Source organism: Enterobacter cloacae complex sp. P29RS (assembly GCF_014893445.1).
Classification (GTDB): Bacteria; Pseudomonadota; Gammaproteobacteria; order Enterobacterales; family Enterobacteriaceae; genus Enterobacter; species Enterobacter intestinihominis.
In genome coordinates this window covers 1-15,595 of record NZ_JADBPZ010000006.1, presented here as the reverse complement: position 1 = coordinate 15,595, position 15,595 = coordinate 1, and the positions used below count along the sequence as shown (strand labels likewise).

At 56.6% G+C, this 15,595-nt stretch carries 13 protein-coding genes and 1 pseudogene; 4 read left to right on the top strand and 10 right to left on the bottom strand.

Annotated features, from left to right (window positions below; all coding sequences use genetic code 11):
- Position 1 precedes the first annotated feature (1 nt).
- Entirely contained in the window at positions 2–451 is a 450-nt protein-coding gene (gene nrdR, locus IM282_RS05965) for a transcriptional regulator NrdR (RefSeq protein WP_003859099.1), read from the bottom strand.
- Positions 452–603: 152 nt separating this feature from the next.
- Between nrdR and IM282_RS05960 the strand changes: the two genes are divergently transcribed.
- On the top strand, positions 604–1,143 hold the full coding sequence (locus tag IM282_RS05960; protein WP_080465321.1) for a DUF3251 domain-containing protein: 540 nt from the start codon (positions 604–606) through the stop codon (positions 1,141–1,143).
- Positions 1,144–1,411: 268 nt separating this feature from the next.
- On the top strand, positions 1,412–2,296 hold the full coding sequence (locus tag IM282_RS05955; RefSeq protein WP_032621817.1) for a nucleoside-specific channel-forming protein Tsx: 885 nt from the start codon (positions 1,412–1,414) through the stop codon (positions 2,294–2,296).
- Positions 2,297–2,384: 88 nt separating this feature from the next.
- On the opposite strand, the pseudogene IM282_RS05950 reads toward IM282_RS05955, so the two are convergent.
- The 6 genes and pseudogenes from IM282_RS05950 to queA form a co-directional block, all read right to left on the bottom strand.
- Positions 2,385–2,495: pseudogene (locus IM282_RS05950) on the bottom strand (DNA-binding transcriptional regulator); the annotation flags it as partial.
- Between the two features lie 70 nt (positions 2,496–2,565).
- Positions 2,566–3,537: a protein translocase subunit SecF gene (gene secF, locus IM282_RS05945; RefSeq protein ID WP_003859105.1), complete on the bottom strand. Its 972-nt coding sequence runs from the start codon at positions 3,535–3,537 to the stop codon at positions 2,566–2,568.
- A 10-nt stretch (positions 3,538–3,547) separates the two neighbouring features.
- Entirely contained in the window at positions 3,548–5,395 is a 1,848-nt protein-coding gene (secD, locus tag IM282_RS05940; protein WP_032621613.1) for a protein translocase subunit SecD, read from the bottom strand.
- 27 nt (positions 5,396–5,422) lie between these two features.
- A complete protein-coding gene (yajC, locus tag IM282_RS05935; RefSeq protein WP_003859109.1) occupies positions 5,423–5,755 on the bottom strand; it encodes a preprotein translocase subunit YajC in 333 nt (110 codons plus the stop codon).
- A gap of 22 nt (positions 5,756–5,777) precedes the next feature.
- On the bottom strand, positions 5,778–6,905 hold the full coding sequence (gene tgt / locus IM282_RS05930) for a tRNA guanosine(34) transglycosylase Tgt (RefSeq protein WP_003859110.1): 1,128 nt from the start codon (positions 6,903–6,905) through the stop codon (positions 5,778–5,780).
- A gap of 53 nt (positions 6,906–6,958) precedes the next feature.
- Entirely contained in the window at positions 6,959–8,029 is a 1,071-nt protein-coding gene (queA, locus tag IM282_RS05925) for a tRNA preQ1(34) S-adenosylmethionine ribosyltransferase-isomerase QueA (protein WP_022647221.1), read from the bottom strand.
- Positions 8,030–8,121: 92 nt separating this feature from the next.
- Between queA and acpH the strand changes: the two genes are divergently transcribed.
- Both acpH and IM282_RS05915 read left to right on the top strand, forming a co-directional pair.
- Positions 8,122–8,703: an ACP phosphodiesterase gene (gene acpH, locus IM282_RS05920; protein WP_038415474.1), complete on the top strand. Its 582-nt coding sequence runs from the start codon at positions 8,122–8,124 to the stop codon at positions 8,701–8,703.
- A 127-nt stretch (positions 8,704–8,830) separates the two neighbouring features.
- Positions 8,831–9,433: a peroxiredoxin C gene (locus IM282_RS05915; protein WP_003859113.1), complete on the top strand. Its 603-nt coding sequence runs from the start codon at positions 8,831–8,833 to the stop codon at positions 9,431–9,433.
- A gap of 48 nt (positions 9,434–9,481) precedes the next feature.
- Here IM282_RS05915 and IM282_RS05910 read toward each other — a convergent pair whose 3' ends face one another.
- The 3 genes from IM282_RS05910 to malZ form a co-directional block, all read right to left on the bottom strand.
- On the bottom strand, positions 9,482–10,861 hold the full coding sequence (locus IM282_RS05910; protein WP_192970226.1) for a DUF3999 domain-containing protein: 1,380 nt from the start codon (positions 10,859–10,861) through the stop codon (positions 9,482–9,484).
- Positions 10,858–13,467, bottom strand: coding sequence for a DUF2339 domain-containing protein (locus tag IM282_RS05905; protein WP_192970225.1), 2,610 nt, complete (start codon positions 13,465–13,467; stop codon positions 10,858–10,860). Before IM282_RS05905 ends, IM282_RS05910 begins: the two co-directional genes overlap by 4 nt.
- A gap of 90 nt (positions 13,468–13,557) precedes the next feature.
- Positions 13,558–15,375, bottom strand: coding sequence for a maltodextrin glucosidase (malZ, locus tag IM282_RS05900; protein ID WP_105322496.1), 1,818 nt, complete (start codon positions 15,373–15,375; stop codon positions 13,558–13,560).
- Between the last annotated feature and the right edge of the window lie 220 nt (positions 15,376–15,595).

The following is a 15,595-nucleotide window of genomic DNA, read 5'->3' as shown; positions in this document are numbered from 1 at the left end:
CTTAATCCTGTAAGCGGGCGATCTCTTCGCCAAACTCTTTAATGTCTTCGAAGCTGCGGTAAACGGAGGCGAAGCGAATATAGGCGACTTTATCGAGCTTTTTTAGCTGTTCCATCACCAGGTTACCGATCATTTTGCTCGGCACTTCGCGCTCACCTAGCCCCCGCAGATAAGATTTAATATGATTTAACGCCATTTCGACGTCATCGGAGCTGACGGGCCGTTTTTCCAGCGCCTTGAGCATCCCGCTACGCAGTTTTTCTTCATTGAACGGTTCGCGCACATCGTTACTTTTTACCACGCGCGGCATTACCAGCTCTGCCACCTCGAAGGTGGTAAAACGCTCGTTGCACACCAGGCACTGCCGACGACGACGCACGGAAGACCCTTCGCCTACAAGACGTGAGTCGATGACTTTGGTATCCACAGCGGAGCAAAATGGGCAATGCATACGATGTCCCTGTTATCTGGTTAACTGATTTCTATTTTACCCTGAACTGGCCCGACAACAAAGGAAGAGCTTTTTGAGACAAAGGATCTATGCCTGACGCCACTATCCTGTCTACCATTGCAGCAATGTGTGATTTCAAGGAATTAAACGCAATGACAAGACGTTACCTGAAAATAGTGCTGGTTGGGAGCCTGTTCACGCTCAGCGCCTGCGCACAGCAAAGTGAAGTTCGCGAGATGAAACAAAGCGTGAATACGCTCAATGTGGCGATGGACAAACTTAATAAAGAAACCGTGAAGATCACCCAGCAGAACGCGCTGAATGCCAAATCCAGCAATGGCGTTTATTTATTGCCGGGTGCAAACACGCCCGCGCGTCTGAACAGCCAGATTGGCACGCTAAAGATGTCTCTGGTGAATGTTGCAGCGAATGCCGATGGTACGCGCGCAACATTACGCATTCAGGGTGAATCCAACGATCCGCTTCCCGCCTTCAGCGGCACCGTAGAGTGGGGCCAGATTCAGGGCACCACGGAGAGCTATCAGGAAGTGAACGTGAAGAATCAGCTCTTCACCACTCCCGCCAGCACGCTGGCACCGAGCGATGTTGATATCCCGCTCCAGCTGAGCGGACTGACGCCAGAACAGTTGGGCTTTATCCGCATTCACGACATTCAACCTGCCGCGCAATAACCCGCCCTTCTAGCGGAGTGAAATGTCACTCCGCTAACATTTACATTTCGTATGGATTGGCAACATAAATGATTGCCGCTACAATCCCGGCCGTTTAAAGTACGCAAACGTGAACGCAATCGATTACGTATGTGAGAGATATGTGAAACAACACATATTTTTGTGAGCAAGGATTCCTATAATAGGCTCCGCAGAAACACGAAATATTTAGAAACGCAATTCGCGCATTTTTCACTCCCGGAAGGGAATTTCAATCAGTGGCATGATTATGAAAAAAACATTACTCGCAGCTGGCGCCGTGCTGGCACTGTCCTCCTCTTTCACTGTTAACGCAGCGGAAAACGACAAACCACAATATCTCTCCGACTGGTGGCACCAGAGCGTTAACGTGGTAGGCAGCTACCACACCCGTTTCGGGCCGCAGATCCGCAACGATACTTACCTCGAGTACGAAGCATTCGCTAAAAAAGACTGGTTTGATTTCTACGGCTACGTCGATCTGCCGGTATTCTTCGGCGGTAACTCCGATGCGAAAGGTATCTGGAACAATGGCTCCCCGCTGTTCATGGAAATCGAACCGCGTTTCTCTATCGACAAACTGACCGGCACCAGCCTGGCGTTTGGTCCGTTCAAAGAGTGGTACTTCGCGAACAACTACATCTATGACATGGGTCGCAACGATTCTCAGGAACAGAGCACCTGGTATATGGGTCTGGGTACTGACATCGAAACCGGCCTGCCAATGAGCCTGTCACTGAACGTGTATGCGAAATACCAGTGGCAGAACTATGGCGCATCAAATGAGAACGAGTGGGATGGCTACCGTTTCAAAGTGAAATACTTTGTGCCAATCACTCAGCTGTGGGGCGGTAACCTGAGCTATATCGGCTTCACCAACTTTGACTGGGGTTCAGACCTGGGCGACGATAACTTCTATGACAACAACGGGAAGCATGCTCGTACCAGTAACTCCATCGCCTCCAGCCACATTCTGGCGCTGAACTACGATCACTGGCACTACTCTGTTGTTGCGCGTTACTGGCACAACGGTGGCCAGTGGAACGACGACGCCAGCCTGAACTTCGGCAACGGCGACTTCAGCGTACGTTCTACCGGTTGGGGTGGTTACCTGGTCGTGGGTTACAACTTCTAACCTGTGCGGACTTCGCCCGGTGGCGCTGCGCTTGCCGGGCCTACGATCCGAATGTAGGCCGGGTAAGGCGTAGCCGCCACCCGGCTTTTTACTGCTTCACCTTCCGCAAAAAATCTGCCAGAGCTCTGTCCGCACTTTCGCTAAAGCGTCTCTCCGTCTGCACAATATTGAGGCACCTGTCGAGCCGGAAGCAGCGGTATGCATACTGTCAGGAGTAGACAAAAAAAATCCCGGCCAGCAGGCCGGGATTTCGATACCGCATAAGACTCTTACGGCAGAATGGACGGCTGATCCGCCCCTTCTTTCTCGACTTTCTGCTGGATCAGATGCTCGCGCTTCATGCCCAGCTTCAGCGCCAGCGCGGACGCGACGTAGATAGACGAGGCCGTACCGATAGACACACCGATCAGCATGGTCAGCGAGAAGCCTTCCAGCACCGGGCCACCGAACAGGAACAGCATCAGGATCACCATCAGGGTGGTGCCGGAGGTGATCAACGTACGGTGCAGCGTCTGGGTCAACGACACGTTAAAGATTTCGTACGGCGTGCCGCGACGGATCTTACGGAAGTTTTCACGAATACGGTCAGATACCACGATACTGTCGTTCAGTGAGTAACCGATAACGGACATCAGGGATGCCACAATCGTCAGGTCAATCTCAATGTGGAAGAGAGACAGTATGCCCATGGTGATCACCACGTCGTGCGCCAGAGCGATAACCACGCCTGCCGCCAGTCGCCACTCAAAGCGGAAACCGACGTAAATTAGAATCGAGATCAGCGCCACCAGCAGCGCCATCGCACCGGTCTGCGCCAGGTCAGCACCAACGCTCGGGCCGACAAACTCAATACGCTTAACCGTTGCATCCTGGCTGGTCGTTTCGTTAATAACCTGAACGACCTTGCTGCCCAGCTCCTGGCTGCCGTTGGCATCGTGTACCGGCGGCATACGCACCATGATGTCGCGGCTGCTGCCGAAGTTCTGTAGCAGCGGCTCTTCAAAGCCCGCTTTTTGCAGAGACTCACGCATCTGGTCCATATCGACCGGTTTTTCCAGGGTAATTTCGATCACCGTACCACCGGTGAAATCCAGACCCCAGTTAAAGCCTTTCACGCCCATAATGACGATGGACAAGATCAGCAGAAAACCTGAAATGCCGAAGGCCCAGTAGTCCCAGCGCATAAAGTCCCAGACTTTACGGCCGTGGTTCAATTGTTCAACAGTATATTCCTGTGCCACAACGCACTCCTCAGATAGACAGCTTTTTGACGCGCTTGCCGCCGTACAGCAGGTTCACGATGGCACGGGTGCCGACAATAGCGGTAAACATCGACGTTGCGACACCGATACCGGTAGTAATCGCAAAGCCTTTGATCGCGCCAGTACCCACTGCATACAGGATAAGAACCTTAATCAGTGTTGTTACGTTCGCATCGAAGATGGAGCTGAACGCCCCTTTGTAGCCTTCTTCAATCGCCTGCTGTACAGAACGACCGTTGCTCAGCTCTTCTTTAATACGTTCGTTTATCAGTACGTTGGCGTCGACCGCCACCGCAAGGGTTAGAACGATACCCGCGATACCCGGCATGGTTAGCGTCGCCCCCGGCAGCAGGGACATGATACCGATGATCAGCACCAGGTTGGCAATCAGCGCGGAGGTCGCAATCAGGCCGAACTTCTTATAGAAGAAGATCATGAAGATAATGGACACCGCCAGACCGGCCAGACACGCTTCCAGACCCTGCTTGATGTTCTGCATACCCAGGGTTGGACCGATGGTACGCTCTTCAACAATCTGAATTGGCGCAATCAGCGCACCGGCACGCAGCAGCAGAGAGAGCTGACGCGCTTCGTTCGGGTTGCTGATACCGGTAATACGGAAGCTGTTACCCAGACGAGACTGGATGTTGGCGATGTTAATCACCTCTTCCTCTTTCACCAGCACGGCACGGCCATTGGCGTCTTTCTTACCGCTGTCTTTGTACTCCACGAACAGGGTCGCCATCGGCTTGCCGATGTTGTCCTTGGTGAAGTTAGACATGATGTTGCCACCTGCGCTATCCAGCGAGATGTTAACCTGCGGCTGGTTGTACTCATCCTGGCTTGAAGTGGAGTCGGTGATATGGTCACCGGTCAGGATCACGCGTTTGTAAAGCACAACCGGCTGGCCTTCGCGGGTCTGTTTCACTTCGGAATCGCCCGGCACACGGCCTGAAGCCGCAGCAGCCTGGTCAACGTTGGCGTTAACCAGACGGAACTCCAGAGTCGCCGTCGCGCCCAGAATCTCTTTCGCACGGGCGGTATCCTGGATACCTGGCAGTTCGACCACGATACGGTCAGCACCCTGACGCTGTACCAGTGGCTCAGCCACGCCCAGCTGGTTTACACGGTTACGCAGAATGTTAATGTTCTGCTGAACGGCGTACTCACGTGCTTCACTCAGACGCGCGTCGGTCATTACCGCACGCAGCTGGTTGCTGCCCTGAGAGGTGATCACCAGATCGCGGTGACGCTGAGACAGATAGGTCACAGCCTGATCGCGTGCCGCGCTGTCGCGGAACGTGATGCTCATGCCGTAGTTATCTTCTTTACGTACGGTGGTGTACGGAATGCCTTTATCGCGCAGATCGCTGCGCAGGCTGTCGATATTCTGTTCCTGTAGCTTGCCGAGCGCGGTATCCATATCCACTTCCATCAGGAAGTGAACGCCGCCACGCAGGTCAAGACCCAGTTTCATTGGCTCTGCGTTCAGCGCAGCCAGCCAGCGTGGGGTTGCAGGAGCAAGGTTAAGCGCCACGACATATTTATCACCCAGCACGCCCATCAGCGCTTCACGTGCGCGGAGCTGCGTGTCGGTGGTGTCGAAGCGAGCAAGAATTGCGCCCTCTTCCAGTGCCACAGACTTAGCGGTAATTTTTTCTTCTTGTAACGTTTTCTGGACCTGGATCAGCGTTTGCTCACTGGCGGCGACACCGCGCGCGCCAGTGATTTGAACGGCCGGATCCTCACCATACAGGTTGGGAAGCGCGTACAGCAGGCCGACGATAATCACGACGACCAGCATGATGTACTTCCACAAAGGATAACGGTTTAACACGGCAGTTCCCTTTGGGAAAAGTTGGGATTACAGCGCCTTCATGGTGCCTTTCGGCAGAACGGCAGCTACGAAGTCACGTTTGATAACCACTTCAGTGGTGTCGTTCAGGGCGATAGCAATGTAGCCATTTTCCGCTACTTTGGTTACGCGACCCACCAGGCCACCATTGGTCAGGACTTCATCGCCCTTCGCGATGGAGTTCATCAGGTTTTTGTGCTCTTTAGTACGCTTCTGCTGTGGACGCAGGATCATGAAGTAGAAGATCAGACCGAACACAACCAGCATCAGAATCAGAGACATCGGGCTGCCCTGCGCTGGTGCACCCGTTGCTGCTACCGCATCAGAAATAAAAAAGCTCATTCAAATTCCCTCATTATTAAAATTAATCAACGTTCAACGGTGGAACATCCCGCCCCTGACGTTGGTAGAAATCGGTCACGAAGCTCTCTAATTTACCCTCTTCGATAGCCTTACGTAAACCAGCCATTAAGCGCTGATAATAACGAAGATTATGAATGGTATTGAGACGCGCCCCCAAAATCTCGTTGCAACGATCGAGATGATGCAGATACGCGCGAGAATAATTGCGACAGGTATAGCAATCGCACTCGGAATCGAGCGGGCTGGTGTCACTCTTATGCTTCGCGTTACGGATTTTCACCACGCCATCGGTAACGAACAGATGACCGTTACGTGCGTTTCGGGTTGGCATAACGCAGTCGAACATATCAATGCCGCGACGTACGCCTTCCACCAGATCTTCTGGTTTACCCACACCCATCAGGTATCGTGGTTTATCCGCCGGGATTTGCGGGCAGACATGCTCCAGAATACGGTGCATATCTTCCTTCGGCTCACCCACAGCCAAACCGCCGACAGCGTAGCCATCAAAGCCTATCTCTACCAGACCTTTAACCGAGATATCGCGTAAATCTTCGTAAACGCTGCCCTGGATAATGCCGAACAGCGCATTTTTGTTTTGCAGGGAGTCAAAACGGTCGCGGCTACGCTTCGCCCAACGCAGGGACATCTCCATGGAACGTTTGGCATAGTCCCAGTCCGCCGGGTATGGCGTACATTCGTCGAAGATCATCACGATATCGGAGCCGAGATCGTACTGAATCTCCATAGACTTTTCCGGATCGAGGAAGATTGGATCGCCGTTGATCGGGTTACGGAAGTGTACGCCCTGCTCGGTGATCTTACGGATATCGCCCAGGCTGAAGACCTGGAAACCGCCGGAGTCGGTGAGGATGGGGCCTTTCCACTGCATGAAGTCGTGCAGGTCGCCGTGGAGCTTCATGATCTCCTGGCCTGGACGCAGCCACAGGTGGAAGGTGTTGCCGAGAATAATCTGTGCGCCAGTGGCTTCAACTTCTTCCGGCGTCATTCCTTTTACGGTGCCGTACGTGCCCACAGGCATAAACGCGGGGGTTTCTACCACGCCGCGATCAAACACCAGGCGACCGCGACGCGCGCGGCCATCGGTGGTATCGAGTTCAAATTTCATTTTTTCTCCGACGTCAGAAAAACAGTCCAACGTTGTAACACGGTGCCGCGGACTTATTCCCCGACACGCTCATTCAAAGCCTGCGGATTGTACGTGATAAACATCGCGTCACCGTAGCTAAAAAAGCGATATTTTTGTTCTACCGCAGACTTGTAGGCGTTCATCGTATGCTGATACCCCGCAAACGCGGAGACCAGCATAATCAGCGTCGATTCAGGCAGATGGAAGTTGGTCACCAGCGCATCAATGACTTTGTACTGATAGCCCGGGTAGATAAAGATCTGCGTATCGCCAAAGAAGGGCTCAATCAGCTCTTTTTTCGCGGCCTGCGCAGCGCTCTCAAGGGAACGTACCGACGTTGTACCGACGGCCACGACGCGGCTACCGCGCGCTTTCGCCGCCAGCACCGCATCAACCACCTCCTGCGGCACTTCGGCATACTCAGAGTGCATGATGTGGTCTTCGATGCTGTCCACGCGCACCGGCTGGAACGTCCCCGCGCCGACGTGCAGCGTCACGAAGGCCATCTCAATACCCTTGGCGCGCAACTTTTCCAGCAGCGGTTCATCAAAGTGCAGGCCCGCCGTTGGCGCCGCCACTGCGCCAGGCTTCTGGCTGTAGACGGTCTGATACAGCTCGCGGTCGGCTTCTTCATCCGGGCGTTCAATGTACGGCGGCAGCGGCATGTGGCCGATGGCGTTGAGGATATCCAGCACCGTGCGCTCGTCGTTGAACTCCACCTCGAACAGCGCGTCGTGACGCGCGGTCATGGTCGCTTTGATGCTCTCGTCATCACCCAGCAGCAGTTCAGCGCCCGGCTTCGGCGCTTTGGATGCGCGAATATGTGCCAGAATACGTTTATCATCGAGCATACGTTCGACCAGCACCTCAATCTTGCCACCGCTGGCTTTACGGCCAAACAGACGCGCTGGGATCACGCGGGTATTGTTAAAGACCAGCAGATCGCCAGGGTTGAGCTTGTCGAGCAGATCGGTGAAAGTACCGTGCGTCAGCGCGCCCGTTGGCCCGTCCAGTGACAGCAAGCGACAGCTGCTACGCTCAGGCATGGGGTAGTGAGCAATCAGGGATTCAGGTAGTTCAAAGGAGAAATCGGCGACGCGCATGACGTATACTCGTGACTTAAAAACAGGCGGCATAGTCTAGTGCTCACACCCTTTTGCTGCAACAACTAGCCGCCACCGGACAAATAAAACGCATGAATTTTCTCGCTCACCTGCATCTCGCTCACCTCGCGGACAGCTCCCTCTCCGGCAATTTGCTGGCCGATTTCGTACGCGGCAACCCCGCGGAAGATTATTCCCCCGAGGTTATCGACGGGATTTTTATGCACCGCCGCATCGACGTGCTGACCGATAACCTGCCGGAAGTGACGGAAGCCAAAGCCTGGTTCCGCCCCGAAACGCGACGCGTGGCGCCGATCACGCTCGACGTCATGTGGGATCATTTCCTGTCGCGCCACTGGTCCCTGCTGTCGCCTGATATGTCGCTGCCTGAGTTTGTGCGCTACGCCCACGCGCAGGTGTCGATCATTTTGCCGGACTCCCCACCGCGCTTTGTGAATCTGAATAACTATCTGTGGTCTGAACGCTGGCTGGAGCGTTACCGCGAGATGGATTTCATTCAGAACGTGCTCAACGGCATGGCCAGCCGTCGACCGCGTCTGGACGCGCTGCGCGACTCCTGGCACGACCTGGACGAACATTATGACGCGCTGGAAACGCGCTTCTGGCAGTTCTACCCGCGCATGATGGCGCAGGCGAAAAATAAAGAACTGTGATGCCGGTTCGATTGATAGGTAAAAGCTGGTGGAACGATTGTTACCACCTCTTTGTCTTATTCCCGCGCTGCCTCTATACTGGCCCGCGTTGCGTTCCGAATAACCTTAGTATCTACAGGAGAATCATATGGTTCTGGTAACTCGTCCGGCTCCGGATTTTACAGCTGCCGCCGTTCTGGGCAACGGTGAAATCGTTGAAAACTTCAACTTCAAACAGCACACCAACGGTAAAGCGACCGTTCTGTTCTTCTGGCCAATGGACTTCACTTTCGTTTGCCCGTCTGAGCTGATCGCGTTCGACAAACGTTACGAAGAATTCCAGAAGCGTGGCGTGGAAGTGGTTGGCGTCTCCTTCGACTCTGAATTTGTACACAACGCATGGCGTAACACCCCTGTCGAAAACGGCGGCATCGGTGCGGTGAAATACGCGATGGTTGCGGACATCAAACGCGAAATCCAGCAGGCTTACGGTATCGAACATCCGGACGCTGGCGTTGCGCTGCGTGGTTCTTTCCTGATCGACGCGAACGGCATCGTTCGTCACCAGGTTGTGAACGATCTGCCGCTGGGTCGTAACATTGACGAAATGCTGCGCATGGTTGACGCGCTCCAGTTCCACGAAGAGCACGGTGAAGTGTGCCCCGCTCAGTGGGAAAAAGGTAAAGAAGGTATGGCGGCTTCCCCTGACGGCGTAGCTAAATACCTGTCTGAGAACGTATCCAGCCTGTAATCGGCACGGTTTACGAAAAACCCGCGACTACGCGGGTTTTTTTATGGCTTATGCTGCGCCGTCTTTTTTTACCTCGCGCCAGATGCGCCATGCCATACCCGCAAGCACCATCACCCCGACGATCAGTACGCCCCAGACCATCAGCGTTTTCATTCTGCTTTCCTGCTCAGCCGCAGACGTCGCGGTTAAACGCGCCTCGCCGCCCAGCAGGACAGGTTCCAGCGTATCCGCCATCGGCAGGGCTGCCAGATCGTAGGTTTTACGCAGTTCGGTCGGGATCAGCATATCCGTCTCCACGCTTGCCGGTTTCGCAGCCCCGTTCCCCCATGCAAGCAGATACGGCCCCTTCCCCTGCGCGTTGAACACCAGATCATAGCGCACGCGTTGCCCGATCACACCCGGCAGGTTCTCTGGCAAACGCGCATTGTAGGTCTTGATTTTTACCGCCTCGACCAGCCCGCCCGGGAGCGGAACAGGTTCAGACGTTTTGCCGCCGAGCTGGTAGATCACCTCTTTTTTCAGCGTATGCCACCGATCCTTGTCCGCCCCCCGCCAGGCTATTTCTGCCGGGAGAACGCCGTCACCATTCAGCATGAAGGCGATCGCACTCAGAGGCTGCGGATGCGTCCAGCGCCACACGGCTTCGCTTTCGGATAGCCGCTCCCCCTCTCCCGCCAGGCTAATGTGCTCTGATTCCGGCTGCGCAGGAGCGTTAATCGCGTTGACGCCGGTTAACGTCAGGGCTGAACGCCCCGTGTTCAGCACCAGCAGCAGATAGCGATTCGCCTCAGGAGATAACACCAGATCGGTATCGATGCGGTCGAGCTTCAGGCGATCCTGTCCACTCATCACGTCCAGCAGGGGCATCTCTTCGCGCAGGGTATACCAGTTTTTCAGATCCTCGCTGTAATAGACCGATGCCGTCCCCTGCCACGAGCCCTGCGGCGTGTCCCAGAAAAGCTGGAGCTGAGAGAGCGGAACCTCCGTCGCGTTTTCCGGCAGGGTCAGCAGATAATGCTGTCCGGCAGCCGCCGCGTGTTGCCCTTCCAGCACAATCTCCACGCCGTTTCTGGCACGTAACATAATTTTATCGCCACTGCCCTCTTCCCCGCCCGTCGAGGCGTTAAGCGCAAAGAGGCGCAGCGCCGTGGTGGTCGGTGCTGGCTGCGGACGCGTCGTGGTAACCAGGCTGAACGGTACCGGCTCGCCCGACTGATTAAACACGCGCACGTCGCGCAGATCGGGCGATGTGCTCTGCTGATAAACCGCCAGCGGCAGCATGACCCGATACCACGGCGAAGAGGCAGAGGTATCAAGGGACAGGCCATAGGCATAATCCCGCGGGGATTCCACCGGCGCGCACTCGCTGAATGCCGGACCGGCCACGGCCAGCAGTGCCGCACAAACAACCGCATTCATCCATTTCATTTTTCTTCTCCTGCTTTAGGCGGTAGCGGCGAGAAATAGCCCACAATCAGGACCAGGATCGCCACGCCAATAAACGCGACAGCACGCGCCAGGCCGCCACCGCCCGCGCTGTCCACCAGCATCAGTTTGAGCATGACCACTCCCAGCAGCACCGCACCGGCAAGCCACTGCTGACGGGAGGCCTGACGGGTGGCGCGGATCATGACCACCAGCGCGCAGAACATCCAGAACAGGGCAAAGGTGGTCTGGATAAGCCGCGAATGCCACAGCGACTCCATATTCCAGGCCACCTCGCCGTACCACGCCAGCGCGCGCAGCAGCGCGCCGTTGAGCCACCAGAAGCCAAGCGCCATCAGCACAACGGCGGACCACGGACGGGACTGCGCAAGCGATGCCGGATAGTGGCGATCCACTGCCCGATAAAACACCACCAGCCCCAGCAGCGCGAACGCCGCCCCTTCCTCAAGCGGGTTCACCAGCGGCAGCCAGGTCTGTCGATAGACTACCCCGTCCTGGAAATTAGTCACGACCAGCAATACCACCAGCGCCACAACCACAGGGATCACGGCAAGGCAGGCGTAGAGCGCAGGCCATACCCGGAACGGCCACCCGCGACGCCGTACGGCCGCGGAGAGCGCCATAATCACCCCACCGCCGACAGCCATCGCAATGCCGCTTCCCCAGGCCGCCATGCCCCATGGCAGGGAGCGGGCAAACCAGTAAAGCTCGGCGGCCATGGCGAGTAAAATCATCCACAACAGCGACAGATGCAGCCCCATTGCGATGCGCGGAAGAAGTTTATCTTCGTCGCGCCGCAGCATCATCAGGGCGGCAGGCAGCGCAATAGCCCAGGCCAGATTTGCCCAGCCGGCTGCCAGGATCTGCTGTTGCCAGACCTGATAAAGCACCATCAGCAGCATCACCGGCCACAGCAGCCATTTGCTGGCATCCAGCTCCCGCCATGCCAGACGAGCGGCAGCCTGCCGCCATCCCCAGGCCGACACCGCCGTCAGCGCCAGCACGCCCGCCAGAACCGATAATTCTGTCTTGAGGATCAGTTGCGACGTACCCAGTTGCGCCACTAACCAGAACAGCAGCCCACCGACCAGCAGCGCCCAACTGCCCGACAGCACGATTTTCTGCCACAGCCAGGCCGCAGCCAGCCAGCAAAGACTGAGCACTGCGAAAATAAGCAGCAGGCTCAGGGAGGTGACGCCGTCCATCTGCGCCCATATCGCGCTGCCGAGCGCCAGCACCAGCAGCGCCGTCCCGCTATAGCTCATACGCCGCTGCTGCTGTTGCACGCCCAGCCAGAGGATACCCAGCCCCTCCAGCGCCCAGGCCATCGCCGTCCAGCGCGCCGAAAGCGCCAGCGGAATGGCAAGCGTGGCAAACCCGCCGCCAATCGCCAGCGCCGCCATAATCAGTGGTCGCCCAATGGAGGGGTAACGTCGCAGCGCGAGGAACGCCAGTGAGAGATAAAACGCACCATAACCCAGCGCGCTGAGCGCCGGGCCGTACGTCCAGTGCGACGTCATGCCGTACTGCATCCCAAAACCAATCAGCGGCGGGGCAAACAGCAGTACGCCGTCAATAATCTGTTTACCTTTTTCCTGCGCCCGCAGCGACAGCGCTACGCTAAACACGCCAAAAATAAGCGTATTGGCAATCAGGAACAGCTGACAGATAACATAGTTTTCAGGCTGGTAGTCGCTCAGCCCCCACACTCCGCCAACGCCAAACGTGAAGAGCAGCCCGAGCAGGTTGAGCTCGCGCCAGTGCTGCCAGATGCTAATGACGAGAATGCCGATGGAGAGCAGAAGATAGAAGGAGAACAGCGCCACAAAGCTACCGCCCCCGGTAGACAGGAGCAGCGGCGCAAGATATCCGCCCAGGCTCGCCAGCATGGCAAGGCTCAGCGCCTTTTGCAGCACGGCCAGCCCGACGCTCGCCGCGCAAATCACCACCAGCAGCGCAAACGCCAGCGTCATCGGCAGCATCTGCCACAGCCGGAATGCGCCAAAGACGGTCAGGTAAAGCACGCCGGTCGCCCCGCCCTGGAGGATCAGCGCGTAGATCCGCTGCCTGTGCCGCAGCCGCCATCCAACGGCCAGCAGAACCATGGCAAACAGCGCCGTGGCGGCAAGACGCAGCTCAAGCGGAAACAGTGAATGTTCAACGGTATAGCGCAGCAGGAAAGAGAGGCCGAGGAAGAGCAGTACAATCCCCAGTTTTGCCAGCGGATTGCCCTGCATAAACCAGCGCGTCAGCGAGGACAGGATGCCGCCAAAGGCGGAAGGCCGTTTTGCCGCCGGGACAGGCGCAGGTTCTGCTTCAGTGACGGGCGGTTCGGGACGCCAGGGATCGACAGGTGCGTTAACGGCCTCTGGCACCGGCGCTGGTGTCTCCACTGGCGCGGCGGTCTGCACCGGCTCCGGCGCTTTCTCAGCTACACCGTGCTGCTCAAGCGCCTCAATGCGCTGGCGAAGCCGGGCGATCTCCTGCCGCGCCGCCGTGCTTCGATTAAAGCCTATCACCGCAAGCACGGGGGCCACGACCAGCGCAAAAACCAGGAACAAACAGCCAAGGATGTAAAGCTCGTCCATGTTTCCACCTTCACCGTAAAAGATCCGTTAAGATTGACACAAATAGTTGCATTTGCGCCATCTAAAAGGTGAAAACTATGCTGCCTGCGCTTAGCTGCCGAACCAGACCGTAGCGGAGATCGCCGGCAGCGTGAGCACGTTCTCCTGTAACGTCGCTTTCCCCTCTTTGCTCTTCCACGTTTTACCGGCCAGCAGCGGTGAATCTTCCAGCACCACTTCACACGCCTCACCCCGGTTGATCGCCACCAGCACGCGCTGCTGGTTGTAGACGCGGACAAACACCACCACATTATCTTGGGCGTACATCACCTGACAGCCCCCGTAGCGCAGGGCCTGGCTCTGCTTGCGTAGTGTCGCCATACGCTGGTACAGGCTGTACAGATCCTGATCCTGCTTTTCAGGCTCCCATGGGAAGGTTTTGCGGCAGAACGGATCGTTGTTACCGTCCAGCCCCACTTCATCTCCGTAATAGATGCACGGCACGCCCGGCCAGGTGAAAAGCCAGGTCACCGCCAGCGGCAGACGCGCCACATCTTTACCCAGCAGCGATTTAAAGCGCGCGGTATCGTGGCTGTCGAGCTGGTTAAACATCCGAAGCTGCTGCTGATGAGACAGGCCAGCGCGATAGTTCTCCATCCACGCCATGCAGGTTTCGGCGTCAATATGCTGCGGATCGTAAGAGATATCGGTGTTAGCGAGGAAGCCCCACAGCGGGAAGGTGAAGCCGCGATAATTCATCGACGCGTCTTCTGCATCTGCCTGCAACCACTGACGCGCGTCGCCAAAGTGCTCCCCGAAGACGAATGCTTCCGACCGGGCCGCTTTTGCCGACCGGGTAATGGCGGCGACATGCTGAAGGTTATTCCGCGCCCCGCCTGCTTCACCCAGCATATGCACCACGTCCAGCCGCCAGCCGTCCATATTCCACGGCGCTTTCAGCCAGTGGCGCACGATGCTGTCTTCGCCGCCGTAGATTTCATTCACAAGCGTTGACGACTGGAAATCGAGCTTCGGCAGACTCGGGTAGCCCAGCCAGTCCAGGGCGCGTCCATTCTCGTCAAAACTGTACCAGTCACGCTGGGGGGAATCCGGATTATGGCATGCGCCGCCCATCGACTGATTGTGGCGGTCGAACCACGCATGAGAATCACCGCTGTGATTGAACACGCCATCAAGGATCAGGCGCATACCTTCTTTTTGCGTGTTGTGGCGCAGTCGCAGCAGCGCCTCGTCACCGCCAAACTGCTCGTCAACGTGGCGGTAGTCCTGCGTATCGTATTTGTGAACGCTTGGCGCTTTAAATACCGGGTTCAGGTACAGCGCCGTCACGCCGAGCTTTTTCAGGTACGGCAGTTTTTCGCTGATACCGTCGAGATCGCCGCCGTAAAAGGTCGATCCCCCCGCCTGGGCGGTCAGCGGCTCGTCCCATTTTTTCAGAATGATGTCGTGACCGACCGCATGATGGTAATAAACCTTGTCCTGGTCGGCGGTGCGCTTTTCACTGCGCGCAAAGCGGTCCGGGAAAATCTGGTAAAAGACCTGATCGTTAACCCACTGCGGGCCGTTATCCGGGTGATCCACGGCAAACTGCTCCAGCCTGGCCGGAGGGAAACGGCTGAAGCCCTGCGGGGTAAACCACAGCTGGCGGTTGTTCCACAGCAGCTTGAAGCCGTAGCGGCGACGCGGCTGTCCGCTGCGCAAATCGATATTCGCCCGCCACGCCGTAATACCCGGCTGAGGCTGGCTGCGCACCTTGTGCATTTTCAGCGATGTCTCTTCGTTATCCACTTCGGCGCGCAGGGTCACACGTTCAGGCTGATTTTCCCCTGCCAGCCAGAGCGTAATCACAAGGTTGTCTTTGTTTTGCTTAACAAATGGGGCAACCGGAAGGTGCCAGGCGTTTAACATCACGAATCCCCTTTGATGAAATTGACGTCACCTTGCCACAGGGTTGTTAAGGATAGCTCACCATGATGGGATTTATTGGGGGAGGAGGACGGGGGAGGAGGCATCAGTGCGGCCTGATGCCCTCACCCTAACCCTCTCCCACGGGGCTGAGGGATCCCCAGTAATTTTTTTATGCAGAAGCAATAAAGTTGCTTTCTAAATGACTGAGGGCTGTCAGCGA